General features: G+C 36.3%; 22 protein-coding genes (1 of these 22 only partly in view). 9 read left to right on the top strand and 13 right to left on the bottom strand.

Annotated elements, in window-relative coordinates:
• Positions 1–1,335: the 3' portion of an amidohydrolase family protein gene (locus tag LV704_RS01750; RefSeq protein WP_163423324.1), read on the top strand. 6 nt of this gene lie to the left of the window's left edge; the window shows 1,335 of its 1,341 coding nt (coding positions 7–1,341); the start codon falls outside the window, past its left edge; its stop codon occupies positions 1,333–1,335.
• Between the two features lie 6 nt (positions 1,336–1,341).
• A complete protein-coding gene (locus LV704_RS01745) occupies positions 1,342–1,980 on the top strand; it encodes a hemolysin III family protein (RefSeq protein WP_163423325.1) in 639 nt (212 codons plus the stop codon).
• A gap of 41 nt (positions 1,981–2,021) precedes the next feature.
• Here the strand turns inward: LV704_RS01745 and LV704_RS01740 are convergent, their stop codons facing one another.
• Complete coding sequence (locus LV704_RS01740) at positions 2,022–2,711, bottom strand: ZIP family metal transporter (protein WP_233782117.1); 690 nt, start codon at positions 2,709–2,711, stop codon at positions 2,022–2,024.
• Positions 2,712–2,768: 57 nt separating this feature from the next.
• On the opposite strand from LV704_RS01740, the gene LV704_RS01735 reads away from it, so the two are divergent.
• Both LV704_RS01735 and LV704_RS01730 read left to right on the top strand, forming a co-directional pair.
• On the top strand, positions 2,769–3,935 hold the full coding sequence (locus LV704_RS01735; RefSeq protein WP_163423326.1) for a class I SAM-dependent RNA methyltransferase: 1,167 nt from the start codon (positions 2,769–2,771) through the stop codon (positions 3,933–3,935).
• On the top strand, positions 3,932–4,162 hold the full coding sequence (locus LV704_RS01730; RefSeq protein ID WP_163423327.1) for a hypothetical protein: 231 nt from the start codon (positions 3,932–3,934) through the stop codon (positions 4,160–4,162). Before LV704_RS01735 ends, LV704_RS01730 begins: the two co-directional genes overlap by 4 nt.
• Positions 4,163–4,171: 9 nt before the next feature.
• Here LV704_RS01730 and LV704_RS01725 read toward each other — a convergent pair whose 3' ends face one another.
• The 4 genes from LV704_RS01725 to rlmD are packed head-to-tail and all read right to left on the bottom strand — an operon-like array spanning position 4,172 to position 7,237.
• Complete coding sequence (locus tag LV704_RS01725; protein ID WP_163423328.1) at positions 4,172–4,519, bottom strand: VOC family protein; 348 nt, start codon at positions 4,517–4,519, stop codon at positions 4,172–4,174.
• Between the two features lie 12 nt (positions 4,520–4,531).
• Entirely contained in the window at positions 4,532–5,296 is a 765-nt protein-coding gene (locus LV704_RS01720; RefSeq protein ID WP_163423329.1) for a DUF6048 family protein, read from the bottom strand.
• Positions 5,277–5,795 carry a DUF6452 family protein gene (locus LV704_RS01715; RefSeq protein WP_163423330.1) on the bottom strand — a complete coding sequence of 173 codons (519 nt, stop codon included), beginning with the start codon at positions 5,793–5,795 and terminating at the stop codon, positions 5,277–5,279. The genes LV704_RS01720 and LV704_RS01715 overlap by 20 nt, the downstream gene beginning before the upstream one ends.
• A 29-nt stretch (positions 5,796–5,824) precedes the next feature.
• Complete coding sequence (rlmD, locus tag LV704_RS01710) at positions 5,825–7,237, bottom strand: 23S rRNA (uracil(1939)-C(5))-methyltransferase RlmD (RefSeq protein ID WP_163423331.1); 1,413 nt, start codon at positions 7,235–7,237, stop codon at positions 5,825–5,827.
• Positions 7,238–7,356: 119 nt separating this feature from the next.
• On the opposite strand from rlmD, the gene LV704_RS01705 reads away from it, so the two are divergent.
• From LV704_RS01705 to rocD, 3 genes are all read left to right on the top strand, one after another.
• Positions 7,357–7,899 (top strand): RNA polymerase sigma factor, encoded by a 543-nt coding sequence (locus LV704_RS01705; protein WP_163423332.1) that lies wholly within the window; start codon positions 7,357–7,359, stop codon positions 7,897–7,899.
• A complete protein-coding gene (locus LV704_RS01700) occupies positions 7,896–8,285 on the top strand; it encodes a DUF6768 family protein (protein ID WP_163423333.1) in 390 nt (129 codons plus the stop codon). Before LV704_RS01705 ends, LV704_RS01700 begins: the two co-directional genes overlap by 4 nt.
• Before the next feature lie 146 nt (positions 8,286–8,431).
• On the top strand, positions 8,432–9,712 hold the full coding sequence (rocD, locus tag LV704_RS01695; RefSeq protein WP_163423334.1) for an ornithine--oxo-acid transaminase: 1,281 nt from the start codon (positions 8,432–8,434) through the stop codon (positions 9,710–9,712).
• Between the two features lie 83 nt (positions 9,713–9,795).
• Here the strand turns inward: rocD and LV704_RS01690 are convergent, their stop codons facing one another.
• From LV704_RS01690 to LV704_RS01665, 6 genes are all read right to left on the bottom strand, one after another.
• Positions 9,796–10,848: an LD-carboxypeptidase gene (locus LV704_RS01690; RefSeq protein WP_163423335.1), complete on the bottom strand. Its 1,053-nt coding sequence runs from the start codon at positions 10,846–10,848 to the stop codon at positions 9,796–9,798.
• A 95-nt stretch (positions 10,849–10,943) separates the two neighbouring features.
• On the bottom strand, positions 10,944–12,266 hold the full coding sequence (locus LV704_RS01685; protein ID WP_163423336.1) for a carboxypeptidase-like regulatory domain-containing protein: 1,323 nt from the start codon (positions 12,264–12,266) through the stop codon (positions 10,944–10,946).
• Between the two features lie 102 nt (positions 12,267–12,368).
• Complete coding sequence (locus tag LV704_RS01680; RefSeq protein WP_163423337.1) at positions 12,369–12,881, bottom strand: lipocalin-like domain-containing protein; 513 nt, start codon at positions 12,879–12,881, stop codon at positions 12,369–12,371.
• Between the two features lie 79 nt (positions 12,882–12,960).
• Positions 12,961–14,064: an AraC family transcriptional regulator gene (locus tag LV704_RS01675; RefSeq protein ID WP_205597897.1), complete on the bottom strand. Its 1,104-nt coding sequence runs from the start codon at positions 14,062–14,064 to the stop codon at positions 12,961–12,963.
• Between the two features lie 92 nt (positions 14,065–14,156).
• Positions 14,157–15,296, bottom strand: a complete 1,140-nt coding sequence (locus LV704_RS01670; RefSeq protein WP_163423339.1) for an ankyrin repeat domain-containing protein — start codon at positions 15,294–15,296, stop codon at positions 14,157–14,159.
• 98 nt (positions 15,297–15,394) lie between these two features.
• Complete coding sequence (locus LV704_RS01665) at positions 15,395–17,851, bottom strand: M14 metallopeptidase family protein (RefSeq protein ID WP_163423340.1); 2,457 nt, start codon at positions 17,849–17,851, stop codon at positions 15,395–15,397.
• 160 nt (positions 17,852–18,011) lie between these two features.
• Between LV704_RS01665 and bshC the strand changes: the two genes are divergently transcribed.
• Both bshC and LV704_RS01655 read left to right on the top strand, forming a co-directional pair.
• The gene (gene bshC / locus LV704_RS01660) at positions 18,012–19,616 is read left to right on the top strand and encodes a bacillithiol biosynthesis cysteine-adding enzyme BshC (protein WP_163423341.1); all 1,605 of its coding nucleotides are present in this window, start codon (positions 18,012–18,014) and stop codon (positions 19,614–19,616) included.
• 2 nt (positions 19,617–19,618) lie between these two features.
• Positions 19,619–21,037: a glycosyltransferase family 39 protein gene (locus LV704_RS01655; protein WP_163423342.1), complete on the top strand. Its 1,419-nt coding sequence runs from the start codon at positions 19,619–19,621 to the stop codon at positions 21,035–21,037.
• Here LV704_RS01655 and LV704_RS01650 read toward each other — a convergent pair.
• Together LV704_RS01650 and LV704_RS01645 are read right to left on the bottom strand one after the other, a co-directional pair.
• Positions 20,986–21,531 carry a pyridoxamine 5'-phosphate oxidase family protein gene (locus LV704_RS01650; protein WP_163423343.1) on the bottom strand — a complete coding sequence of 182 codons (546 nt, stop codon included), beginning with the start codon at positions 21,529–21,531 and terminating at the stop codon, positions 20,986–20,988. The two genes, LV704_RS01655 and LV704_RS01650, sit on opposite strands and share 52 nt — an antisense overlap.
• Before the next feature lie 210 nt (positions 21,532–21,741).
• Positions 21,742–23,427 carry a hypothetical protein gene (locus LV704_RS01645; RefSeq protein ID WP_163423344.1) on the bottom strand — a complete coding sequence of 562 codons (1,686 nt, stop codon included), beginning with the start codon at positions 23,425–23,427 and terminating at the stop codon, positions 21,742–21,744.
• Positions 23,428–23,588 lie beyond the last annotated feature (161 nt).

Genomic DNA, 23,588 nt, shown 5'->3' with positions numbered 1-23,588 from the left:
AACCGAATTTTATCTATTGTTGTATTTACACTGTTTTCTATTCTAATTACTGCACAAGAAAATAATGTAAAAGCGCTTGTTGGAGGAACTTTAATTGATGGTTTTGGGTCCGATCCAATTAAAAATAGTGTTGTAATTATTAAAGGGAAAAAAATAGTCTCTGTTGGGAACAAAGAAAACACAACAATACCCAGCAATGCAGAGATTATTTCCACTGAAGGCATGTCGGTTTTACCTGGTCTTTGGGATATGCATGTTCACACAAAGCTAGTAGGTCATTCAGATTATGGATATTGGGATAAAGTGTATCAACCCCTTTGGAAAGATGTAATTATGCCAGCTTCTGTACACCAACTACTGATGGCGGGTGTTACCAGTGCAAGAGATTTGGGCGCACCACTTGAAGAAAGTATTGCGGTGCGTGATGCTGTTAATAATGGTGAAATTCCTGGTGCAACATTATATGTTTCCGGACCCTTTATACAGCACAAACCCTATCCAGGTACAGAAAATTCCAGATGGGGAGTTGATAGTCCGGATGATGGAAGAAGAAAAGTTAAAAAATTAGCTACTGCCGGGGTGGATGTCATCAAGTTGATTGATCATGATCAGATGACCATGGATGAACTTAGGGCAGTTGTAGACGAAGCGCATAAAAATAATTTAAAGGTTGTTGCCCATAGTCATAGACCTGAGGAAATTAGAAGAGGACTAGAAGTAGGTGTGGACTGTTTTGAGCATACTGGGTTATCTTCTGCACCAAGATACCCAGATGATGTTATGACGATGATAAAAGAGCGCACTGCGGATATGAGCCAAGGACCTTTATTTTGGTGCCCAACTGTTGAAGTACTGTACAATTTTGAATACAACCGGGATAATTTGGAGTTCATTGATGATGATTCATGGCATTTGGGATTACCAGATAGCGTTATAGTGGATATTAAAAATAGTGTTCAACATCCTGACAGACTTCCTTATTTTCAATTGATGCCCTCAAGGAAGCCTACTTTGGAAACTAAAATCAATCAGTTATTAGATGCAGGTGTTGTTTTAATGATTGGCACGGACAGTGGCATTCCTATGAAATTCCATAGCCAATCTACCTGGCATGAGCTGGATGTTTGGGTGAATGAATTTGGCATTGATCCCATGTATGCCATTCGAGGAGCAACATACTGGCCGGCACTTTGGATGGGAGTTGCTCATGAAGTTGGAACTATTACTCCAGGGAAGTACGCAGATATTATTGCCGTAAAAGGAGATGTATTGCGTTATATTAGCTTGCTTCAAGATGTGGATATGGTTATTAAACATGGTAAACGTTACAAATAGATTTTCTTGACCTCTGACCCCAAATCTGTTTTAATAGAAGAAAAGTGGAATGCGTATTCGCATGCTCTAGGTATTGCGCTTTCCATTTTGGGCATGGTGTTTTTTTTTCAGAAAGATATGACAGGAGAACCGTTTCTTTTTGGAAGTATTCTGGTTTATAGTTTGTCATTAATCCTTCTTTTTACCGCATCAACCGTTTATCATGCAGTACAAAACCCAAAACTTAAAAAGAAGCTTAGGGCATTAGATCATATAAGTATCTATTACTTAATTGCGGGGACTTATACCCCGGTTTGTTTAACCGTTCTTTTAGATTCAAAAGGATGGTTGCTGTTTTACTTGGTGTGGGGCATAGCACTTTTTGGAACTATTCTGAAGCTGTTTTTTACCGGAAGATTTGAAGTTTTTTCTTTGGTGCTTTATGGAATAATGGGATGGTTGATCGTCATTGATGTTTCTTTTCTTTCCAAGAACATGTCGAGCAATGGGTTATTGTTTCTTGGTCTGGGAGGTGCTTTTTATACTATTGGAATTCTGTTTTATGCCCTTAAAAAAATACCATATAATCACTTGATTTGGCATTTTTTTGTATTGGGAGGAGCAATTTGTCATTGGATTTTAATTCAAAAAGAAACATTCTCCTAAATATAGAGTGTGTCAAACTTTTTGTGCGAAAAGAATTAAAATTACATTAAATACGCAATACCAATTCCAAGTATGATAACCACTAATTTCTGAAGATTAAAGGAATGTCCCTGAGAACTTTCAAAAAGAATAACTGTAGAAATATGCAGGAATACACCAATGGCCAATGAGGTCATTAAATACGCATTAACTTCCATCCATGATGATTGCGTTGCAATGTAGCTTCCTAGGGGAGTCATAATGGAAAAGGCAGCTATGAATAAAATCACCAGACTTTTTTTCATTTTTGAATTGACCAAAAAGATACTCAGAACAATAGCTACTGGAATTTTATGGATAACTATACCATATAAAATAGAATTATTGCCATCTACGGGAACACCTTCAATTAGGGCATGTACCGCTAAACTTAAAAATAAGAGCAGAGGAAATTTATTCTTTTGAAGGTCAATATGCATATGACCATGTTCCGCTCCCTTAGAAAAGAACTCCAAAAAGACCTGAAGCAATATTCCTGCTAAAATTAATACCGCTATAGTTTTGGGATTGTTGTCCTCGTAGACTTCAGGTAGCAGCTCAAAAAAAGTAAGTGCCAATAAAAATGCGCCACTAAAAGCCAATAAGAGCTTTATGTTTTTTTTGTCTTTGGGCTTTGCAATCCGTACAAAAGCAAAACTTGCCCATACAGCTAACATAGGTACTGCATATATCATTAAATAGGGAAAATCCATTAGCTAGGTTGAAGGGATAAAAATAGCCTATTTTTACCGAAAGTTTTTTATAAAAAAATGGCAGAAAATTTTAGGATGTTGGCCAAAACTTTATATGGTTTTGAACCCATTTTAGCCAAGGAATTGAGAAACCTCGGGGCTGGAAATGTGGAGGAGGGAGTGAGGAATGTTTCTTTTGATGGAGATATAGGTTTTTTATATAAAGCGAACCTTTGTCTACGTACGGCGTTGAAAATCATGAAACCCATTGAAAGGTTTAAGGTGTTCAATGAAAAGGAATTGTATGATAGTGTATATGCTATTGATTGGCAAGACTATTTTGACCATGATAAAACTTTTGCCATTGATACTACAATGAATTCGGAGGTATTCAACAATTCAATGTATGTTTCGCAAAAGGCTAAAGATGCCTTGGTGGATAAGTTCAGGGCAGTTAAAAGACAACGTCCCAACGTAAACACCCACGACCCAGATATACGCGTTAACATCCATTTATATAAAAATACATGCACAATTTCTCTGGACAGCTCTGGAAACTCCTTACACCAACGTGGTTATCGTATTGCTACCAATATTGCACCTATTAATGAAGTGCTGGCCGCTGGCCTATTACTTTTGAGCGGGTGGGACGGACAATTGGATTTTTTGGATCCTATGTGCGGTAGTGGCACTTTTTTAATTGAAGCTGGAATGATTGCTTGCAATATCCCAGCAAACATTAATAGAGAATCATATGCGTTCATGCAGTGGAATGACTATGATGCAGAACTTCATGAAAAAATTGAGACGGCAAGTCTAAATAAAACTAGAGAATTTCATCATAAGATTATTGGGTATGACAAAGCTCCTTCGGCAACGCGAAAGGCTCAAGAAAATGTCGACAACGCCAATCTTTCTGAATATATTACTATAGAACGAAAAGATTTTTTTAGGACTGAAAAACCCTTGGATGCAAGGTTACATATGGTTTTTAATCCACCCTATGGGGAACGGCTTCAAATTGACGTTGAAGATTTTTATGGGAAAATTGGAGACACCTTAAAACAACACTATCCGGGTACAAATGCGTGGTTGATTACTTCAAACCTTGAAGCATTGAAATATGTTGGTCTAAGGCCTTCTCGAAAAATAAAGGCTTTCAATGGAAAACTGGAATCCAGACTAGTTAAATATGAAATGTATGAGGGCAGTAAGAAAGCTAAGCATAATACAGATACTAGATGAAACCAAAACATAAAGCTTTGCTGTTAAATTTTATTGCCTTTGTTACTCTGTTTCTAATCATCCGTTTGACTTTAGGATATTATATACCTATAGCCTCTGTTTATTTGGCTGTGATTTCTGCAATAATTGCTACTATTTTGGCACCTAAGTTTGGAGTTGTTAAAACTAACGATGGTGAAAAAGTATTAATGAAATGGATTTTCATTAAAGGAATGAGAGAAATCTAACACTATTTCTTATTTGTCTGACCAGACTGCAAGCTCGTTTCCTGAAGGGTCCACAAAATGAAACCTACGTCCTCCTGGAAAAGAGAAAATGGCTTTGGATATTTTTCCGCCAGCTGCTTCAATACTATCCTTTATAGTATTAAGGTTTTCGTGATATAACACTACAAGCACTCCATTTACTATTTCTTCCCCTGTTGTTTCAAACCCTCCTTCAATACCACTTTCTTCAAAAGCGGTATACGTTGGGCCATAATCTGTAAAAACCCACCCAAAGCATTCACTATAAAACTGTTTTATCTTTTCTAGGTCTTTTGCCTTGAACTCAACATAGTTGATATGAGTATTTTTAATGCCCATCTTAAAATGTTTTTACTCTGTTTCTGGTAATTTTTCTTTTTTCTTTTTCGCTTTTTTATACAATGGAATAAAATAGGAGATGGAATAATTATAACTCACTCCAAAATTACTGCCATCAGTTACTCTATTAAAACCAGGAATCCAGAGGTTGGGAAAACGTTCCTCTTCCTTATTTGTAACCAAAAATCCTAGGCGAGCGCTCATTCCAATATAGATGTTGGCAAAAAGCTCTGCTTTTATACCAAAAACAAATTCTAGCCAAGAAGCGCTTAGACCACTAAACTCCTCTCCCGGTTGTGCTCCTGGCAAAAACTCATCAGGATTAAAAAATCTATTGCTTTCAAAAATGCTATATTCATTTAAGGTTTGGCTAAAACTGGCAACAGAATATCTACCACCAATAATAATAGCGTTGTTCATTCCAAACCAGTTTTCATAGGTATTTAAATCTACCCCAAGTTTTATATAGCTTCCGGATGACGTATAATTGTACAATGGGGTATTGCTCAATTCTTCGGTTTGAGTTTTTTCTTCATTGCCCAACTCTGCAGCCAGATAAAGCTTTTCGGTAATTCTATAGTCGCCAACCAATTCAAAACCTGTGTAATCTTCATCAATAAAAGAAAATAGCAATCTATTTATATCGGCACCAACCCGCAAACCGTACTCTTGCCTGTATTCCACCGTATCTTTTGGTTGAAGGTCCACAGGTTTGTCTTGGCCTTTTGCCAAAAACGAAAGCGAGATAAAAATAATACTAATGAAATATCTTAACATGGATGTTATTGGAGTTTTCGATGGTGTCTTGTACCACAGTAATATCTTGAATCCAGTTGGTGTCATCAGATGTCAATCCTATGGTGACTGTATTGTAATTAGCAACAAAACCACAAGCTTTTGAAATAAATTGCTCACTAACGGTATAGTTGAACGATAAGATGTCTCTATTGCCCGTTTCTTCCATGCTTGTTTCATCATCCGCGGAATCAGTTATAAATTCATATCTGGTGCTTGTACCATCAATTCTTAATGGAATCGATAGTGAATCTGGCGAACTTGAACGGTCACTAAACGAATCAGTTTCTAAAATACTGTCATTATCAATGCCCCTAATCCGTATAGAAGGAACGGATTTAAACACAGTGGTATCTGTAGCATCGTAAAAACCAATTACTATCAAAGGAGTGTCACCGTCAACACAAATGTCATCTTTTTCACAGGAAGGAACATAAATAAGCGAGAGGGCAATAAGTAAGATGGGAAGTATTTTTTTCATTCTAGAGTAAAAACAAATTTTATCAAAAACTATACCCGTTTTTCCAAAAGTACAACATTTTCTACGTGGTGTGTTTGCGGAAACATGTCTACCGGCTGTACTCTTGTCACCTGATATTTTTCGTCTAAAAGAGCTAAATCTCTTGCCTGGGTTGCACTGTTACAACTTACATACACTATTTTCTCTGGAGCTATTTGTAAAAGTTGTTCTACCACTAACTTGTGCATACCATCTCGCGGAGGGTCGGTTATTATGATGTCTGGTTGTCCATGCTGCTCTATGAATGAACTATTAAAGACTTTTTTCATATCACCCACAAAAAATTCCACATTGGAAATGTTGTTGTGAAGGGCATTATTTTTCGCATCTTCAATTGCTTCCGGCACTGATTCCACCCCTATTACTTTCTTCGCTTTTTTAGATATAAATTGAGCAATGGTTCCTGTTCCGGTATATAGGTCATAGACAAGTTCGTTTCCGGTAAGATTTGCAAAATCACGTGTTACCTTATAAAGTTCATAGGCTTGCTCTGAATTTGTTTGATAAAATGACTTGGCATTTATTTTGAAACGCAACCCCTCCATTTCTTCAAAAATGTGGTCCCGCCCAGCAAAGCAAACTACCTCTTGATCATAAATAGTGTCATTCTGTTTTTGGTTGATGACGTAAAGCAATGAAGTGATTTCTGGGAAAGTTTGTTCTATATGGTTCAATAGCAGTTCACGTTGTTCTTGGTTATCCTCAAAAAATTGGATAAGAAGCATTATTTCACCTGTAGAAGCTGTTCTAAGCATCATAGTGCGCAATAGCCCTTGTTGTTGTCTAGGGTTAAAAAATGCAAGCCCATTCTTACTCGCGAAATTTTTGACTTCCAACCTAATTGCATTGGAAGGGTCCTCTTGTAAGTGACATTTTTTAATATCCAGAATTTTATCCCACATACCGGGAATATGAAACCCTAAAGCATTTCTGTCTTCAATCTGAGATTCAGAATCAATTTCTTCTTGAGTCAACCAACGACTGCTCGAAAATGAAAACTCCATCTTGTTTCTATAAAAATAGTGTTCCTTAGAACCAAGAATTGGTGTTGTTTCGGGCAGTTCAAGATTTCCAATACGTTTTAAGTTGTTTTCAACTTCTTTTTGTTTAAAATGGAGTTGATGTTCATATGCCATGTGCTGCCATTTACACCCCCCACAAACTCCAAAATGTTCGCATTTAGGTGTTGTTCTTCTTTCGGATAGGGTATGAAATTTTGTTGCTATACCTTCAAAAAAAGCTTTTCTCTTTTTAGTGGTCATTACATCCACAACATCTCCAGGCACGGCATTGGATAGAAATATAATTCTACCATCGGGAGCTTTTCCAACTGACTTTCCTTTTGCTCCAGCATCTATTACTTCGACATTTTCAAACATTAGTCGACTTCTTTTTTTGCGCATGTGGCAAAAGTAAGAATAGGTTTCTATTAAGAACAAGTAACTTGTGAAAATGAAAGGATAAAAATTTTCTTTTTTTTGAACCTTTCCAATATTTCGCTGTCTATAGGTTAGTAAGTGATATGAAAACAACAGAAAAAGTTTTTGATGGGTTAGTGGTATTGGAATATCAATCTGGTAATAAAAAATCGTTATCCATATTGGTAAAGAGACATCATATTAGATTGTGCAAGCATTCGTATAGGTACACATATGACTTTGAGGCTTCCAAAGACATTGTACAGGATTCATGGAAAACCATAATTAGTAAACTTTACACGCTAAAGGATCCAAATTCTTTTAGTAGTTGGGCTACAAAAATTGTAACAAGAAAGTCCTTGGATCATTTGAACAAATTAAAAAGAAGTAAAAAGAACATTGAGGGAATTTATAACAACTCAATAACCAACGATGTAGCTAATGATAAAGAAGCTGAAATAAGAAAACTTCTTTTAGCAATTAAAGAATTACCAGAAAATCAACAGATGGTATTGAAGCTATTTTATTTGGAAGAATATTCATTGAAAGAAATAAGCGGCATACTAAGCATATCGGAAGGAACAACAAAATCAAGGTTGTTTCATGCCAGAGAAAAATTAAAAGGAATTTTAAAGAAAAAAAGATGAAAAAAGACATTGAAAAAATAGACGAACTTATCAAGGAAGCACTGACCCAAGAAGAGGCAAAGTTTTATGATGAACTTGGGGAACAAAACCTTATTGAAAAACTTGGCGGTGTGTTTAAAGGAAAGACCGGGTGGTTGGCCATTATCATGAATTTGTTTAACCTGGTTATTTTTGGATTGCTCATATTTTGTGTTGTTCAATTTTTGAATACCGAGGTTACAAATGAACTTATTAAATGGGGAACCGGAATATTTGCTTGCTTGATTTTTATGGGTATGATAAAACTGTTTGTATGGATGCAAATGGATAAGAATGATATTCTTCGAGAGCTAAAGCGGTTAGAGCTACAAATAACAACCTTATCCACTAAAAGAATGACTGATTAAAGCAGACAATCTTTTAAGTTTGAATAAATATTTAATATTTTAGCAGCTCTTCAGGGATGATTTCTCTCCCACGCTGAATTTTCGAGACTTCGAAAGGATAAAGGTATTGCAGGAATGGTTATTTTATTAATTCAAAAACAATTAAAATGGCTGTTTTAGAACATTTAACATCGCAACAAGCGATAGATTTAGAAAACAAGTATGGAGCTCACAATTATCACCCACTTCCTGTTGTATTGAGCAAGGGAGAAGGTGTCTTTGTATGGGATGTAGAAGGTAAGAAGTATTATGATTTCTTGTCCGCCTACTCTGCCGTAAACCAAGGGCATTGTCACCCAAAAATTGTAGGGGCAATGACAGAACAAGCAAAAACGTTGACCTTAACATCAAGAGCTTTCTACAACGATATGTTGGGTAAGTATGAGAAGTATGTTACTTCCACTTTTAAGTTTGATAAAGTTTTGCCCATGAATACCGGTGCAGAAGCGGTGGAAACTGCCTTAAAAATTTGTAGACGGTGGGCATATCAGAAAAAAGGAATTCCAGAAAATCAAGCAAATATTGTTGTTTGCAAGAACAATTTTCATGGAAGAACAACAACGATTATATCATTCTCCAATGATGCTGTAGCAAAGGCAAATTATGGTCCTTACACAGAGGGCTTTATCCAAATTGAATATGATAATTTAAGTGCCTTGGAAGAAGCTTTGAAAAACAATGCAAATATTGCAGGGTTTTTAGTTGAGCCTATTCAAGGTGAAGCTGGTGTTTATGTGCCATCAGATGGGTACCTTAAAGCCGCTAAATCACTTTGTGAAAAATACAATGTACTTTTTATTGCTGATGAAGTACAAACAGGTATTGCCCGTACAGGACGGTTATTGGCCACATGTGGAAATTGTTCTTGTAGTGATAAGCATTGCAGTGGAATCCCAGATGTAAAACCAGACGTTTTAATTTTAGGCAAGGCAATTTCGGGTGGAGCATATCCTGTATCTGCAGTTTTGGCAAACGACGATGTTATGGATGTAATTACCCCAGGTAGTCATGGAAGTACTTTTGGAGGTAACCCAATAGCTGCAGCCGTTGGTATTGCTGCATTAGAAGTTGTTAAGGATGAAGAACTGGCACAAAATGCTTTTGAACTAGGTGAAGTCTTTAGAGAAGAACTCAATAAATTCATCTCAACTTGTGACCTAGTAATAAAAGTTAGAGGAAAAGGATTGCTCAATGCAATTCTTATTAATGATACTGAAGACAGCTCAACGGCATGGGATATTTGTATGGCCCTAAAAGAAAATGGTCTTTTGGCAAAACCAACCCATGGTAACATTATTCGTTTTGCACCACCTTTGGTAATGAACCGAGAACAATTGCTGGATTGTGTTTCCATCATTATAAAAACACTGCAAGAGTTTGAGAAATAAAAGTGGAACATTTATAAGAACGGGCTTGATCAAACCAATCAAGCCAGTTCTTTTATGGGTGAAACTTTATTTGGGAATTGATTTTAATAAATGGCTTTTTCCAATAATTCCAAAGTCATTTTATCTGCATCCCATTTTGCATCGGTGCCAATTGGAAAAGTAAAATTGTTTGGAACATGGCCAAAACTCATCCCATAAGCTGCTGGAATATCTAAAGACGCTATTCTGTCCATTATTACCTCTTTTAAAGTGAAAGATTTAGAATTGCTGCTGCCATTGCAACCTGCGCAAACTCCAAAAACAACACCTTTTGCTTTTTTAAAACTAGAGCCTTCAATTAACTGAGTAAGCATTCTATCTATTCGGTAGGGAGCTTCTTCAACATCTTCTATACAAACAATAGCGTCTGTAAAATCTATTTCATGAGGTGTTCCTATAAGCGCATTTATTAAGGTAAGACTGCCTCCAACAAGTTTCCCTATTGCTTGCCCCGGAGTAATGGTGTAACGTTCATATTCTACATCATTAATCATTTCTTCATCTTCTAGGATAACATTATCTATTTTTTGAGGATATTGGGGATGCATAAGCGTATTGCTAAATTGTTGTTTACTGTATGCATCAGCAATTGTACTTCCAACTGGTCCGTGAAAGGTGATTAGGCCGGTTTCTTTGTAAATACCGTTTAGCAGAGCGGTTATATCGCTAAATCCAATTAATACTTTGGGGTTTGTTCTAATACTTTGATAATCGATCATTTGCATGATCCGAGTACAGCCATACCCGCCTCGCGCACATAGGATACCATCAATCTCTGGATTTTTAAACATTTCATTAAGATCTGTAGCTCTTTGTTTGTCTGTGTTACTGAAATAACCGTGGTTTCCGTGAATTCGGTTTGTATGAAAAGGGATAAATCCCATTTCTGTTAATGTTGTTTTCATTTCCTCTAGGGTTTCCGGCTTAACAGCGTAACCCGGAGCTATAAGACCTATAGTATCTCCTTTTTTTAACCGTTTTGCTAAAAGCTGTGGATTATTCCGTTCACTAACTTTTTTTGATGTGGTAACATTAGGTAATAGTGCGCTTGTAGACATTAGCGCTGCCAGATTGATGAACTTTCTTCTTTTTAACATATATGAATGGAAGTTTTTAAACTTAAACATTTATTGTAAAGTTCAATAAAAAAAGCCTCTTTTAAGAGGCTTTTTAATATTAAAACTTGAGTTAATTAAGGAGCTGAAGCCCCGCCTTTTGCTTTTGATCTGCGTAATTGTCGCTGTATTTTCTTAATTGCTGACTCTATAGATTTTTCAGGTTCTATGATATTGTATTGACCCCAAAAGTCTGGATCGGAAAATCCAATCGCTTCATCACTTAAAATAATGGATTTTTTAAGTCTCTCCCTATTCTTTGGTAATTCGCCAGTAATATTTTTCTCCCAATCAGTAACGGCCATTTCAGCGGTCATGCTATATACAGAATTGAATAACTTGTCTTCCCAATCAACTTTAAACTCCAATAGGACGTTACTATAGCCATAGTACCATTTCCCTCCTTTTTCCCTATAATCCACGCGGTAGGCAACTTCTGTTGGCCATACATCTACTTTTGCTGGTTTTCTACGAACAAAAAGCCGGGCAGCCTTTTCTCTATCGGTTATATTCAAGGTATAAATGGCACTGGTCAACGTTCTGTTCTCAACATCTATAAAGAGTTCACCGGTATATAGCGGGTCGCTAATGGTCTCTAACTGATCGAATTTGATAACATAGATTAATTTATCATTGATTCTTGTCGAACGACTAAATGTGAACTTATAGTCTGTTATAGATCCTTCTGCAAAAATATACTCTGGATATTTCATAATATCCACGTACAAAGTATTGAAAGGCCCTCCTTGTAATTTTAGTGCCACCGTATCCAATTTGCTGTAGTCAGTACTTTTTCTAGCCTTATAAAGTTCCACGGCGTCTTTACGAAGTGAGCTATAGGGTGTTTTATAGATGTTAACTACTGCTTCTGATAAGGATACGTTCTTTCTTCTCTTTTTAATGGTTTCTCTATAAAACGCGGTCATCAAGGTGGGGTCGTCAAAATAATTGTCCCCTTTTCTAGCAAGAGTTTCTCTTACTAAGGCGGCAGCATCTTTTGGAGCATTTATGTTAACTTCTGAAAGCTCAGTAACAGAAATAATAAGAGAGATTTTGTTTTTGTTTGATTTTAACTGGGAAAGCGGAATGTTTTTGCTTTTGTATCCTAAAAAAGATACGACTACCGTACCGTTCGTAATACTTTCAGGAATTTTTAAAAGAAAGCTTCCTTCTGTGTTGGTAATTGTACTAATATTAGTGCCTTCTACAGAAAGCGTGGCAAATACCAGAGCTTTTTTTGAAGACCCATCAATAACCTCTCCTTTATACTGCTTAAAATTTTCAGTTGTTTCCTGTTCTTGGAGCGCAAACACGCTTGTTGTTCCAAATACCAAAACATATAATACTGATAATATTATGCGTTGATTTTTTTTTCGAATTTTTTGATATTTCTTGTTCATTGCAAATGTGGTTTTGGTGAAAAACTACTACTCTAAATTAATGATTTTTAATGATATAAAGGGTTTTTAACTTTGATTTCAAAAGTTAAAAGAATTATTTCTTCAATCTTCCAGCTTGGTTAAACTGAATTTTGTTCTCCATTTTCCAAACCAGGAAGGTTTTTTTCCATCTGGATAGGTTTCATCGAATAAAATTAGTGTCATTTCATTATCCGAAATTTCATAATCGAAAAACTGCTTTCCTCCTTCAAAACCAGGCACTTTGGCCATGTGGGGCTTAGTACTAAATATTGAATTGGAAAGTTCATAACTTCCGGTATTAAAAACTATAGTTTTAAAACCCTCAAGAACTTCCTCATCGGTAGGCGCGCTTAGATTTTGAAACGGGTTTCTTTTGGTTTCTAAAGGACTCCAACAAATACTATATCTATTTGGAGTTACAAGTAGAAGCCCATTTTGTTTTGGGTTTCGAATGACTGTAGTATCGTTTGAAATCCATTGTATAGTTTCAATAGACCATGAGCCCAATAACGGATTTGATGGTTCAGCTTTTTTGATACACCCTACTGGTAAAACTGCAATGGTTAGTAATATTGTTGTTAAACGAAGCGTCATTAGTTTTACTTTTCGCTAAAAGTATAACCAAGAGTACAACAAGCTGTCTCTTTGTGTAAACCTTTACACTTTTTTAGAATTATGATGCCCTAGGTGGCTTTATATATTGCGTCGGATTTTGATTTTCAAACTTTTTAAAGGCTTTGTAAAAGGAAGCACGATTATTAAAACCTGCATCGTATGCTATTTGAACGACGGTAGCTTTTTCAACAGTTTGGGTAAGTAATTTTTTAGCTTCTTCAACTCTGTATTTATTTATAAAATCGAAAAAGGAGAGGTTAAAATGTTGGTTTATCACCTGGGAAGTATGATTTCTGGATAAGTTTAATTCAAGGGCCAAATCATCCAGTCGCAGGGTGCTCTCCAAGTATGGCTTTTTATTTTTCATTATATATAACAGCTTTTCTTTCATTTCAATGGATAATGTATTTGAAAGCCCTGTTTTTCTGTACTTTACAAAAGGAATAACTTGTTGGATGGACTTTCCTTCAAAAACTTCTGGCTGAACAAACCCAAAGAAACTAAGGATACCTATGAACAGGACAATGACGATATCCACGAAATAATCGTAACTAGGATTCATAAGGTTGAACCGAGTTAAAATAATGTACGAAGAAAATGCCATGACAAACCCAAAATAAGATCCTAGAAACCATTTTAGCCATTTGTTTTCTTTAAAACCGATATTCTTTCTCGGCCCAAATTGATGATAGGTCAATAAGCTATAAAAAAACATGAGTAATATTACTGCCCATATAGTCCAGTTGGGCATCCAAGAGTATTCATTAAACGTTCCAGCGAGCAATATTTCTTTTTTCACTGAAGCTTTTAAAAAGTAAAAAGGGGCATTCAGTATAATGATTAGAATTACTGGAATTAAAAAAAGAGAATCACTTTTCTTGAATTTTACATTTTTCAAAACTGTCCTAACAAAAATATAAACCAAAGGGCCATAGATTAGCCAGAGGGGGAAATGTGTGAACGTGAAATGCACAAATTCCAGTTCTTCAAGGTATCCAGACCATTTTAAACAATTATAAAAAAGTTCAAAAGAGAAAAGGAGCGTATAAATTCCAAGTATGGTATTTGCAAATCGATTTCCTTTTTTTTTGAAGAAAAATAAAAAACCAATTCCTGTACCTATAATAACAAAAAAAAGGAATAATACAATGTGCCAAGCCATTTATTCATTTTGAACTTCAAAGATACACTTACCGAAAATTTTGATGTCTCTTTCTGTAGGGAGATAACTCAAACCAATTGGTCCGATCTTTTTTAAAACTTTAGAAGATTCAGTATTTCTTTGTTTTGTGTCATTTCATTTACAGTTGTTCCGTATGTAGTCATAATGTTTAAATCGGGCTTGTAATTTAGTATCATCTTCACAAAGTCAATATGCCCATAGATTACTGCCCAGGTTAAAGGAGAAAATTTGTTTATTTTATCCAAAACATTTACCTCTGCTCCAAGTTCAATTAGTTTTTTTCCCGTTTCAGCATTGTTTTTTATTGCCGCCGCAATTAATGGAGGTAAAATAAAAATGTTATCCGTTTTATTGACATCTGCACCTTGATCAAGTAAAAAATCAACGACTTCTTGCTGTTCAAAGTAGATGGACCTATTCAACGCGGTATGACCTGTCGGATTCATAATATCAATATCAGCTCCCTTCTCAAGTAATACTTTAACAACATCGAGGTTGCCTGTTTCGGCCGCTATTACTAGAAGAGGAGTGCCAGATGCATCTAGAGTGTTCGCATTTATCTTGGTTAAGGTGTTCTGTAGAAATTCTATTTTCTGGGTTTTAACGGCATCTATTAGTTCCTTGCTCGATGCTGTAACGGGAACTAGGGATACACCATTGACCATTAAGGTTGCAACGACGTTGGATTTCCATTCTTTTAAAGCCACTTGCATCACACCATCTGAATGTATGCTAATGAGGTCGGTTTTTGCGTTATTGTCCAACAAAAGTTGTGTAAGTTCTTCTTGCCCAAAATAAGCAGCCCAATGTATTACCGGATCTCCATTTTTATCAAGGGCATTAACATCCGCTCCTTTTTCTATTAAAAGCGCGGCTATTTCTAAGCTGTTAACGTTACTGCATTGCATTAATGGGGTAGTCTCGAGATTATCATTGTTGATTAGGTTAGGATTGGCACCCTTTTCCAACAACAATTTAACGAGTTTTAATTCTTTACTTCTTACCGCATGTGAAAGTGCTGAAAGTCCAGTTGAGTCTAGAACATTCACAATGGTATTTGGAAGAATTCTTATGCTTTCTAAATTTACCTCATTAATGGCATTAAATAATTCGAGGGTATCTTCTTGTTGTGTTGTAGAACTATCTTGACAAAAACCATTTACAAGGCACAATAAAAAAGCTAACAGGGAAGCATTTCTAATACTGAACATTATTTTTTCGGTAAAGTACCACCTCCCTTTTAAAAACATGTCTCTATTTGTAAGGGAAGAACATTGAAGAAGTCTAAACCATTTCGAAAGAAAAAAAATTAATCTACCATAAAAAGTGCATTGGCAAAAAACAGCTTGCCATTTTCCCAAAAACCTCTAAACAATGGATTGTCTATCATGTAGATAACTTGTCCTTGCCCATATTGCTCAGCTCCCAAAATCAAAGAGTTGCCAATGTTTTTTTGTGCATCGCTGCCTGCAAAACCAGAAATAGGTTTCGTATTGTTTTCTAGATAAACCGCATTTCCATCTTTAAGGTATTCATAGCTGGAACTTCCTAATTTCAATGTGAAATAATTAGGTCCATAACCATAGGCCAGGGGATGGGTATTGTCTACTTTGGTTTTAAATATTGCTCCAGTAATAGCGTTTTTAATACGCTCTCTTTGCGTACTCTTATGTGGTTTTGGTTTAACATCCGCTGAGTCTTTTGCTACTTCTTTCTTTTTGATACTAAACCCTTTTTTGCCATCAATTGCATTGATAGCTCCTCCCATTGCAATAATCTTACCACCGGTTTTAACCCAGTCCTGAAGCTTTTTCAGCTGCTTTTCATTGAAAAAATCACCGTAACGACCATCAGGTAAAATCAGCACATGATAATCCTTTAAATCAACTCTATTAAAATAATCATTATCAAGCACCGTAAGTGGATAGTGCAATTGCTGTTCAAAAAAGTGCCAGATTTCACCAAAACGGTAAGTTGATGTTGGTTTCCCCGATAGTACTGCAATTTTCGCTTTCGTAATCATTTGCACATATGAGGAGCCAAAGTCCTTCCCGGAATCTACAAAACCCGTGCTTGAAGGGGTCATATCCTTTTTAAACTTATCTGAAGCTTTTTTCAAAACTTCAATATAGTCTGTTTTATTCTGATTGTCTGATTTGGTTATAATTAAGCTTCCTCGGGCAAAAGATTTGCCTTGAATCGAAAATGGATGATTCGTTTTTCGTACACGTACTCCTTTCTTTAATAGCTCGGCCAAGAAACGAGCGTCCTTCATGCTGTTCCAGTCTGTTATGTGAGCGTAGTTTTTGGCATTTATGGATTGACTTGGAGCTATTTGGACGTCCATTTCTTCAACACCGCTAGCAGCAATAGAAGTAGAGGCAACACCATCCAAACCATAGGCATAAGGTAAAGACCATGCTGTAATATCATAAGTAAGGGAATCACTTAGTTTGGCATTGGGTTCAAACAAAACCTTTACTAATGTACCTTTGGTTTGATTTGTAGAAACTACAAGACTGTTTTTTGAACTAGCTATACTGCCATTGGCCCCGGTGTTATAATTAAATCCTTTGAATGTTCCTTTAGGGGCACTACTAAACTCAATCTTGTGTTTTGATAGTAGATTTTTAAGTGCATCAATTTTATCTTCATCTCCATTCAACACATAGCTCTTGTACTTAAAAGTTTTATTTTGATAGAACTTCTTGAACTCAGTATTCAGTTTATCCGCATTTTTAGCTGAAACCTCTATTGTGGACAGTCCCGTAGTAAAATGATGGGCCATTCTGTCCTTTAACGTCAAAGTATCTCCAATCCTTGTAATTACTCCAAGACCAGCTCTACCGCTTCCTCCTTGTTCATAGGTCATCCCAATAGCACCATTGTAGGTAGGGTAGGTATCTCCATAACTGGGATAGAAAAGATCAAACATTTCTTTTGTGAAGTAAAACCAACCATTTGCATCAAAGTATTTTGCGTGATTTTTTCCAAGAGTAACCTGAAAATCTCTTTGAAAATCAGTAACCACTTCATGATAAGGTTCCGCTGCAGGAGCAAAAAAGTAAGGGTTATCCACCCCTTGTTCGTGAAAATCTACATGTATGTGTGGCAGCCATTTATTATATACCTTTATTCGCTGTTGACTTTCAATTTGTGTTAACCAGGCCCAATCCCTATTTAAATCAAACATATAGTGATTGCTTCTGCCACTCCACCAACCTTCATGATGTTCTTTACTATTGGGATCAACTTCGTATGGAGAATTTTTATATTGATTGTACCAATTGCTGTAACGGTCCCTACCATCGGGGTTTATACAGGGGTCCATAATGACAACGACATCTTCCAAATAAGAACTTTTATTGGTTAGCAATTCATAAATGGTCTGCATAGATGCCTCTGTACTTACACTTTCATTACCGTGAACATTATAACTTAACCAAACTATTGCTTTAGATGTATTTCCACCACCTTGAGTATCTTTTAAATGCTCTTGCCTTATGTTTTCTAGATTAGAGATATTGGCTACTGAAGATACATAGGCCAATATCAAAGGCCTCCGCTCATTGGTTTGTCCGTAGACTGTGAGTTTAACCCTGTCTGAAGCTTCCTTGGCCAGGTATTCATAATAATCTACCACCTCATGGTGTCTGGTAAATTCCGTACCAAGTTCATACCCCAAAAAATCTGAAGGAGATTTTAGCTGCTGAGCGGATATTGAAAAAGAAATAAATGTAAAAAATAACAGTAAAAGTCTTGTCATATAGAGGTTAATTTGCCTGAAATCAAATCTAATGATAAATTCCATAATGACCATTCTTGATCTATATAGTACTCAGTAAATTGACTAAAAACGTAATTAACGTATTTTTAGGAACTGAAAAAAAGAAGAGGATTATCTTTAGCACGATATTAAAACTTTAATGGAAGTAGATTGTATACCTTTTAAGGAAACGGGTTATTTTTCTAAACTTATTTGCGATTATCTTGACCAGAGCGAGAACTTGCAACCGTTTTTTAACAGATTTCCCCTATTAGAAAACTTTGAAAATCAATTAAAAGAGAAGAAGGCCAACTATCCTACTTCCAATAGGATTATTCTCTCTAATGCTCTTAAACATCAGTATAAGGGCTTTTCGGTTACGGAGGCTACAGCAAACCATATTTCTTTGTTAGAAGAAGAAAACACTTTTACAATAGTTACTGGGCATCAGCTAAACCTTTTTACAGGACCATTATATTTTTTATACAAGATTATTTCCACCATCAATTTAACAAGACAACTGAAGGAACGATATCCTGATTACGACTTTGTTCCCATATATTGGATGGCTACTGAAGACCATGACTTTGATGAAATAAACTATTTCAATTTTAAAGGACAGAAAGTTCAATGGAACAGAGAAGCTTCTGGAGCAGTTGGAAATTTGAAGACAGAGGGATTAGATACTGTTTTTAATACATTTTCTTCTGAACTCGGGAATACGGCAAACGCCAATGAGTTGAAAGCGTTGTTTAAAAGTGCTTATCTAGAACATGAGAACTTGTCAGATGCTACTCGTTTTCTTGCAAATAAATTGTTTGGAGAATATGGTTTGGTGATTGTTGATGGGGATGATTTAGAACTAAAGAAACTATTGGTTCCTTTTGCCAAACGGGATATTTTTGAAAACCTTCCATTTCACAAAGTTTCGGCGTCTATTGATATATTAGCAGAAGTATCCTCTGATTATAACATACAAGTAAATCCAAGAGAGATAAACTACTTCTATCTTTTGGATGGTGTTAGAGAACGAATTGTGGAAAAGGATGGGGTTTTTCATGTCAATAATACAGAGCTGTCCTTTTCAAAGGAAAACCTTGTTGCGGAACTTGAAAAATACCCTGAACGTTTTTCGCCTAACGTAATTGCCCGCCCGTTGTACCAAGAAGTTATTCTTCCCAATCTCTGCTATATTGGAGGAGGGGGAGAGCTCGCATATTGGTTGGAGCTTAAATCTTATTTTGAAGCTGTAGATGTGACTTTTCCAATGTTGTTACTGCGTAACTCTGCCTTGGTCATGACGCAAAAGCAAGCGAAAAAAGTTGAAAAACTCAGTTTAAAGATTTCTGACCTTTTTTTAAAGCAAAATAGCTTTATCAATAAAAGAATAAGAGAAATTTCTAATATTGATATTGATTTTTCACCTCAAAAAGAACTTTTAGAAGAGCAGTTCCAAACATTGTACAAACTTGCAGAAGAAACCGATAAAACCTTTTTAGGAGCAGTAAAGGCCCAAGAGGTAAAACAAAAAAAGGGACTGGATGCATTGGAAAAAAGGTTGTTGCAAGCACAAAAGAGAAAGTTGAAGGACCATGTTGTTAGAATGACGGATATCCAAAACGAGCTTTTTCCTAACCTATCGCTACAAGAACGACAACTTAATTTTTCGGAACTGTATTTGGAATTGGGTACTCAGCTTATCCCAAAATTAATGGATAGTTTAGATCCGCTCTCAAACAACTTTACACTACTGAAAACAATTTAAATGTGGTAAACAATGCGAAAAAGATACCGTTAGCTTGGTTATTGGCGTCCGCATCTTTTGTTTCCATAATTATCGTTAGTTATCTAAAAACTTCTCTGGAATTAGAAGATGCGGAGCAAGCCTATTATTCGCAATGGTGGAGGCTGGGGTATGATGATCAACCCCCATTATATACTTGGATTCAAAAAGCGATTAACAGCGTTTTTGGAGTAACCGAATTTTCTTTTTCCTTTTTACGAGGAATTCTTTTTGGAGCCGTAATCCTGTCTTTTTATAAACTTGCTAAAAAAGTCCTTAACAATAAGGTAAAGGCTGAGGTTATGGTATTGGGTTTAGCTTTCGTTCCCGTTTTTATTGATTTTGCTTTCAGAAGGCTATCACATACTTTATTACTTTGTTTTATGGTTATAGTGACACTTCTGGTAATAGTGCAATTAATAGAAAAGAGATCCGTCTACAACTACCTTTTTCTAGGTGTTTGCTTTGGTTTTGGAATGCTTTCCAAATATAACTATTCAATATTTTTAATGATGGTTTTGGGAGTTTCTTTTTTCGATGCTTCGCTAAAACGGATTATATGGAACCCTAAACTTTTAGTATCCTGTATAATCGCTTTTCTGCTCTTTTCCCCAAATTTTTATTGGTTGATACAGGGAGAGTATTTAGGTTTTATTGGCGAAAGCATTGGTACAAAATTAGAAACAGAAGGGAAGGGGATTCCTGTTTTAACCCCTCTGTTGGAAACTACCGTGGCTTTTTTAGAAATGGTATTTCCTTTAATCTTAGCAGTTGCTCTGTTTTTATTATTGAAAAAAGTGAGATGGAATGCTAGCAATACTCCAAAATGGTTGCGAAACATGGGGATTTTACAAATTACGGTGCTGTTGCTGTTTTTTATGTTTATGAATGTACAAGAAGTTCAAGCAAGGTGGTTGCTTCCATTGCTTTTGCCATACTTGATATGGTTGATAGGAAATTTAGATATAGCGGGTGAAAAAGTTATAAAATGGGGGGTGCCATTATTTTTATTGATTCTGGTGTTTCAAACTTTGCGTACCCCAGCGGAACGATTTCTTGGCATTACTTCAGATATCCATTTTGATTACTCAGGATTATCCAATAAACTGAATACGGAATATTCAGAGGCTATTTGGGTTTTACCCAATGTTACTTATGGGGGGCAGATTAGATTGTATAACCCTAAAAAGGAGCTGTTCACTTTGGACGACTTCTCCATTCCAGAATCCAAAAAGTATGATGAACCTCATGTCATCTTATCATCCCTGAGTAGACTTTCTGAAAGCTTAATGCCTACTGATAGTTTATTGCAATATGGTCCGGACAAAGAAAATTTATATTTTTTTGAAGTTTATGGAACAGAAAATTTGCCTTTCCATTCGTCATCTACCAGTGAAAATTGAACGCGCGTATGATAGTGATTTCCCAGTTTTAAAAAATCCATTTTATCTGGAATAATATGCACCATGCTAAAATGGGTTTTTTCGCTTAGATATTCAATTTCAGTATGATTGTTTATAGAATCTCCAGGAGATTTACTTGTGTTGTACTCTTTTTGTCTATTTATAGGAATATTGTCCCAGTTCGCTTTTAATAGTTCCTTGTTAGTCTCAATGATGGCTTTCCCCTCAATTCTTAATTGTGTCATTTTGGTGGGATTATAAAAAAGCCCACTAACCGTATTGTTCTTTTGCAACTGCGCTATTTTAGGGGAACGATTATCCGTATAAAACGTTAATCGCAAATCTTGATATACTTTTCTTAAAACAAGCATGCGTTGCCCAATAGAATTGTCTAACCCAAGGGTTCCCAATACGAAATACCTGAAAGGATGCCCTTTTTCAGTGGCCCCTAACTTAAGTTCTTCGCATAATTCTTTAAAAAAAGGAGTAGTCATTATACGTGAAAGTAACTTTTTCAAAAAAAAATTAAAAATAAAGTAGGGTTTTTTTAGAGGTAGTTGTTTTACTACTGAAAATTGCTATGAAATTTTCAAAGATATGAGTAGGTTAACTCATATGTTTAGGTTGGTTTTGATTTTATTAAAAAGCCCCGGAGTGGTTCCCAGGGCTTTTTGTTTTTAACTAGCCTAACTAACTTTGAATGTTTAATTGGTGCAGGCGTCCGGAATATCCCTGGTCACTATTTCTTTTGATATTAAATGACTTATTACGGTGGTGCCCCTAAGTGTTATGTCGATAAAGTCAGAACCAATCTCATTTATTACACCTGAAAACCCATTAAAGTTGAATTGGGACATAATTTCTAATCCACTTAAAGGATTCCCATTTTGATAATCTCCACGAATACGATATTCTTGGACATAGGGTACACGAATGTTCTCGTACTCTTGATAAATATCTGCTGCAGCGGTCCCCCTACCAGCCGGAACAGTAATGATTCTTTTAGATGAAAGTTCTAAAGTTTCTGAAGTGCTGGTCTCAGCGGTTTCCGTTCTGGTTTCTGTTGTGGTATGACCCACACTTAAACCTGCCGTTACAGAGGCCGTCGTCGAATTGGAGGCTCCAAAAAACTGTGTGTTCACGCTAGTTTCTACCGTAGAAGAAATGGTTGTGGACAAACTCGCTTCTACGGAAGTCGCTACCTGAATGGATTCAGACCATGTGTAGGTATCCGTTCTGGTCAAAGTTTTTACTACCCCCACCTCATCGGTCAATGGACCGCTACTGCAATTTTTAAGAGCCGTATTATAGGCTGCGATAGTTTTTGATGGAGGAAGTATTGGGGCTAGAAAACTGGTGTTCCTCGATTCGAAATTCCAGTCAATTTCAAAATTTAAAATTCTAAAATGTGAGGGAGTTTCCACAGTTTGGGATGTAATGGATGCCAAACTTGCCGAAGCAATTAAGGGGATGTTGGTTGTTTGTGGAATGATAAAAAATTTGCCCGTGTCTATTTTTTGAATCTTAAATTGATAATTGGTCCGTGATGCAGCATCTGGAGTGTTGCCGCCATTTGTGGTATAGTTCGCCTCAGATTGCACGTTTAATCTATTGTTGGCATCCATGTACAGATAATGTTTTTTACTTCCGTTGGGGTTGAAAATGTTGAAGATATTGTTTTCAGCGTCTACAGTTTCAAATCTAAATTTGGTAAACAGAATAGTCTGTTGTGTATCGTTTACATAATCCAAATCTGAAGCTTGACGCACCCTAACTTCAGTATCAAAATCAGTTGTGGATGTGCGCAAAGTTGCCGAGGGTGCTCCAAAAACCGAAGTAATGCTGGCATCTAAAATTTGCAGGTAATAATCTACTTCTGGGTTTAAAGCTATGGGGTTGATATCGATTTTGGTCGGGTCGTCTACTTCTGTTTCCAGAGGGCTGGACGTGAAAGACTTTTTAGTGCTGGTAAATACCGCTAGGACTTCACCTAGTGCATTCTCAATGGTAATGCTCATGGCCACACCATCTTCAAGCTCGTTCTTTTCAGTTTCCGATAGGTCTTTATTTTCGAATGAAAAGCTAGCCAAAAACGTATCTTGGCCTATGTTGACCTCATAATCACCGGCTTTTGCTCCTTCAGATATGGTAATAATGGCCTTAGTTGGAGCGTATCCCTTTCTTTTTATACTTCTTGCACTAATGCTAAGGCCCAATTGCCCCTCGTCTATCTCATATTCATTGGTATCAACATTGGACTGGGTATTTTCCAGTTCCGAATTTGGTCCGGGTGGCATGCTTGTCCCAGAATCATCTTTGCTGCATGCTACGACCGTTATAAACAGGAGTAGTGTAAAAATTCGGTTGAATGTTAGATTTGTTGTTTTCATCTCTTTTGTTTTGTGGGTTAAACTTGATTGTTGTTTTGTGTGACCTGCCCGGGAAACGGTCTGCAGCCCTTAGCCGAGCAAGACCACAAAACTTGTTATGTTCAATGCATAACACCACAAACCTAAAATGCTGGTTTTAAGGAATGAAAAAACTAGGGTGG

The organism is Flagellimonas sp. CMM7 (assembly GCF_021390195.1).
In the GTDB taxonomy this organism is placed as follows: domain Bacteria; phylum Bacteroidota; class Bacteroidia; order Flavobacteriales; family Flavobacteriaceae; genus Flagellimonas.
The sequence above is the reverse complement of the archived record's forward strand: the minus strand, read 5'-3'. Positions and strand labels throughout refer to the sequence as shown.

What these genes read in the sequence shown, in the direction of transcription:
- LV704_RS01740 (WP_233782117.1), bottom strand. Translation starts at nt 2,711, where the DNA reads ATGGATTTTCCCTATTTAATGATATATGCAGTACCTATGTTAGCTGTA.
- LV704_RS01735 (WP_163423326.1), top strand. Translation starts at nt 2,769, where the DNA reads ATGGCAGAAAATTTTAGGATGTTGGCCAAAACTTTATATGGTTTTGAA.
- LV704_RS01730 (WP_163423327.1), top strand. Translation starts at nt 3,932, where the DNA reads ATGAAACCAAAACATAAAGCTTTGCTGTTAAATTTTATTGCCTTTGTT.
- LV704_RS01725 (WP_163423328.1), bottom strand. Translation starts at nt 4,519, where the DNA reads ATGGGCATTAAAAATACTCATATCAACTATGTTGAGTTCAAGGCAAAA.
- LV704_RS01720 (WP_163423329.1), bottom strand. Translation starts at nt 5,296, where the DNA reads ATGTTAAGATATTTCATTAGTATTATTTTTATCTCGCTTTCGTTTTTG.
- LV704_RS01715 (WP_163423330.1), bottom strand. Translation starts at nt 5,795, where the DNA reads ATGAAAAAAATACTTCCCATCTTACTTATTGCCCTCTCGCTTATTTAT.
- rlmD (WP_163423331.1), bottom strand. Translation starts at nt 7,237, where the DNA reads ATGCGCAAAAAAAGAAGTCGACTAATGTTTGAAAATGTCGAAGTAATA.
- LV704_RS01705 (WP_163423332.1), top strand. Translation starts at nt 7,357, where the DNA reads ATGAAAACAACAGAAAAAGTTTTTGATGGGTTAGTGGTATTGGAATAT.
- LV704_RS01700 (WP_163423333.1), top strand. Translation starts at nt 7,896, where the DNA reads ATGAAAAAAGACATTGAAAAAATAGACGAACTTATCAAGGAAGCACTG.
- rocD (WP_163423334.1), top strand. Translation starts at nt 8,432, where the DNA reads ATGGCTGTTTTAGAACATTTAACATCGCAACAAGCGATAGATTTAGAA.
- LV704_RS01690 (WP_163423335.1), bottom strand. Translation starts at nt 10,848, where the DNA reads ATGTTAAAAAGAAGAAAGTTCATCAATCTGGCAGCGCTAATGTCTACA.
- LV704_RS01685 (WP_163423336.1), bottom strand. Translation starts at nt 12,266, where the DNA reads ATGAACAAGAAATATCAAAAAATTCGAAAAAAAAATCAACGCATAATA.
- LV704_RS01680 (WP_163423337.1), bottom strand. Translation starts at nt 12,881, where the DNA reads ATGACGCTTCGTTTAACAACAATATTACTAACCATTGCAGTTTTACCA.
- LV704_RS01675 (WP_205597897.1), bottom strand. Translation starts at nt 14,064, where the DNA reads ATGGCTTGGCACATTGTATTATTCCTTTTTTTTGTTATTATAGGTACA.
- LV704_RS01670 (WP_163423339.1), bottom strand. Translation starts at nt 15,296, where the DNA reads ATGTTCAGTATTAGAAATGCTTCCCTGTTAGCTTTTTTATTGTGCCTT.
- LV704_RS01665 (WP_163423340.1), bottom strand. Translation starts at nt 17,851, where the DNA reads ATGACAAGACTTTTACTGTTATTTTTTACATTTATTTCTTTTTCAATA.
- bshC (WP_163423341.1), top strand. Translation starts at nt 18,012, where the DNA reads ATGGAAGTAGATTGTATACCTTTTAAGGAAACGGGTTATTTTTCTAAA.
- LV704_RS01650 (WP_163423343.1), bottom strand. Translation starts at nt 21,531, where the DNA reads ATGACTACTCCTTTTTTTAAAGAATTATGCGAAGAACTTAAGTTAGGG.
- LV704_RS01645 (WP_163423344.1), bottom strand. Translation starts at nt 23,427, where the DNA reads ATGAAAACAACAAATCTAACATTCAACCGAATTTTTACACTACTCCTG.